This is a genomic window from Allobosea sp. Leaf344, assembly GCF_001426225.1.
Taxonomy (GTDB): domain Bacteria; phylum Pseudomonadota; class Alphaproteobacteria; order Rhizobiales; family Beijerinckiaceae; genus Allobosea.
On the sequence record NZ_LMRT01000006.1, the window covers coordinates 1 to 2,590 of the forward strand.

Consider the following 2,590-nt stretch of genomic DNA (forward strand, 5'->3'; position numbering starts at 1 on the left):
CGCCGTATAGGTGATGACGTTCGCGCCCTCCAGCGCCGTCGGGTCGGCACTCAGCGACACCGTGGTCGGATCGATCGTATCCGAGACCGTCACGCCCAGGCTGGCATTGGCGAGGTCGCCGTCGCCGTCGCGGATGGTGAAGGCGAAGCTGCCCGTGCCCGCGTCGAGATAGGGATCCTCTCCCTGCGCCGTGAACTGGTAGGACCCGTCCGCCTTGACCTGGAGCGAGCCCTGCGGCGAGACGATCGGCTGTGACCAGCCGTCCGGGCCGAAGACGAGCGTCGTTCCGGAGACCGACAGGACGGCCGCTCCATCGGCACCCGCGACGAAAGCGAGCTGGCCGACGGCGGTCCCGCCTTCCGAAAGCGACAGGGTCGTCGCCGAGGCCGTGGGGACGTCGTCGACGATCTGGATCGCGAGCACCGCGGGGGCGCTGGCATCGTTGTCGGCATCCGCGATGACGATGTCGATCGAGTCGAAGATCGAATCCTGTCCGGGCGTGCCATGCGACTCGTTGTCGAGCAATTCGAAGCGGTAGGACACGGTGCCGGCCGTGGCGCTGCCGCTGAAGCCGGTGAGATAGAGCTTGTTGCCCAGCGGCGTGTCCACCGAGAGCGGGGTCGCAGCGGTTGCGGCGATCTGAGCGAAGGTGAAGGTCACGCCGGCGATGACGAAGGACGCGGCGGCATCAGGCGCGCTGAAGCTGAACGTACCCGTCGTGCTGGTCGGCTGGGCCCCATCCGAGCCGGCCGACTCGCCGGGTCCGCGCGCGGCCAGCAGATCGTCCTCGTCGACGATGGCGTCACCGCCGCTGCCCGCAGGGGTGAGATCGGTGATGCTGACGCCCGCGTCGCGGATCGAGACCGTCAAGGTGCCGGTCGCGGTATCGCCATCGCCGTCACGCAGCGTGTAGGTGAAGACCTCCGTCGCCGAAATCGGGCCCGTCCCGCTGCGCGTGTAGACATAGCTGCCGTCGGCTTTCATGCTGAGAGAGCCGTTGGCCGTGGTCACCACCAGATTGCCCTGGGGATCGAAGCCGGACACGCTGATCTGACCGGCCGAGAGCTGGGAGACGGTCGCGCCATCGGTCCCGACCCGGTCGGCGCCCGCATCCCCGTCGACATCGTCGCTGACGGCGAGGTCGGTGATGACGTTGCCGCTGGCGAGGTTGCTGGCGTTGCTGACCAGGTCGAGGTCATTCACCGCCGCAGGACCATCGTCCTGGAAGTTGATCTGCAGCCCGGCGGGCGAGACGGCGAAGGCTTTGTCGCCGTCGCCGTCGGTGACGGTGGCGGTGACGTAGACGAGGCCGGCCGTGATCGAGGCGATGTCGTCATAGGCGGCGGCGGTGTTGCCGTCGGCGTCATGAGCGATCGCCCGGAACTGCGCGACCCACAGCGTGCCATCCGTGTCGAGATACAGCGCGAAGGCCTTGGTCCCTGTCGTGAGATCGCCCCCGACGATGCCCCAGACGACGCTGACGCCCGCCAGCGTCTCGGAATAGAGCCTGATGTCGGTGCTGCCGTTGACCGCCACCGTGCTGTTCAAGCCGGAGGAGGTGCCGGCGAAGGCGCCGCCAGCGGTGCCGGTGGTCAGGGCATAGGTCACCGAACCGGCGCCGTCGGAGCCGAAATTCGAGGTGAACAGCGCGCTCGCCGTTACCCCCGAGGATTGGGCATAGCCCAGCGCCGCGCCGGCGCCAGCGAGAGCGCCGGCCAGGGCCGCAGGGGGCGCAGCCACGTCATTGGCCGGATTGGGATCCGCGGCGGTGTTGACGCCGGCGCTCTCGTCGATCGAGACCTTCAGCGTGATCGGCGACAGCACGGTCGAGGACACGCCTCCGACGGCGAAATCGCTGCCGCCGCTGAAGGTGGTGGTCGCGCCGCCCGGCGAGGTGCGCGCGGTCACGCCGTCATAATTGGAGATGACGAGGCGGTTGAAGGCGTCGGTGGTGTTGACCGTGACCTTGGCGCCCTCGTTCAGCCCGCTCAGCACGAAGCCGATGATGGTGCCGGCGGCGTCATAGACCGCCATACGCGTGAAAACGAGATCGCCGGTGACCGTGATGTCGTTGCCGCTGATCGGCAGGAGCGTGTCGTTGCCGTAATCCGTATCGTTGTTCGCGGTGAAGACCTGGATGAAGACCGTCGCGGTGTTGCCGCCGCCGCCCTTGATCTGCGCCACCGTGAAGGAGGCGGAGTCGACGGTATAATGCCCCGCATATTGCGGATTGGCCGCCAGGTTGACGGAGTTGACGAAGTCGAACCGCAGCGTCTCGGCCGGCTTGCCCTGGCCCTGCGAGCTTTCGCCGTCGATCCACTGGTCGCCGACGCCGATATCGCCGCCGGTCGTGTTGATGGCGTCGTCATTATTGCCCGACCCGCCCTCGCCCGAGAGCAGGACATCCCGGTCCCCTGCCCCATCCATGCCGCGCTCGTCGACATTGCCGGCCTTGATGCCGGTATAGCTCAGCTCTTCGCTGACCATGACCGTCGAGGGCAGGATCTGCGGGCCGTCATCGTCGAACGTGATGCCCGAGCCGTTGGTCGTGACGAGGTCCAGCACTGCCGAGCGGGTGATGCTGTCGCCG

The 2,590-nt window shown here is 67.7% G+C and carries 1 protein-coding gene; it reads right to left on the reverse strand.

The features are described 5' to 3' along the window. Positions 1 to 2,590: DUF5801 repeats-in-toxin domain-containing protein (locus ASG72_RS20980; RefSeq protein WP_244488718.1), on the reverse strand; the 2,590-nt coding region annotated here is incomplete at both ends.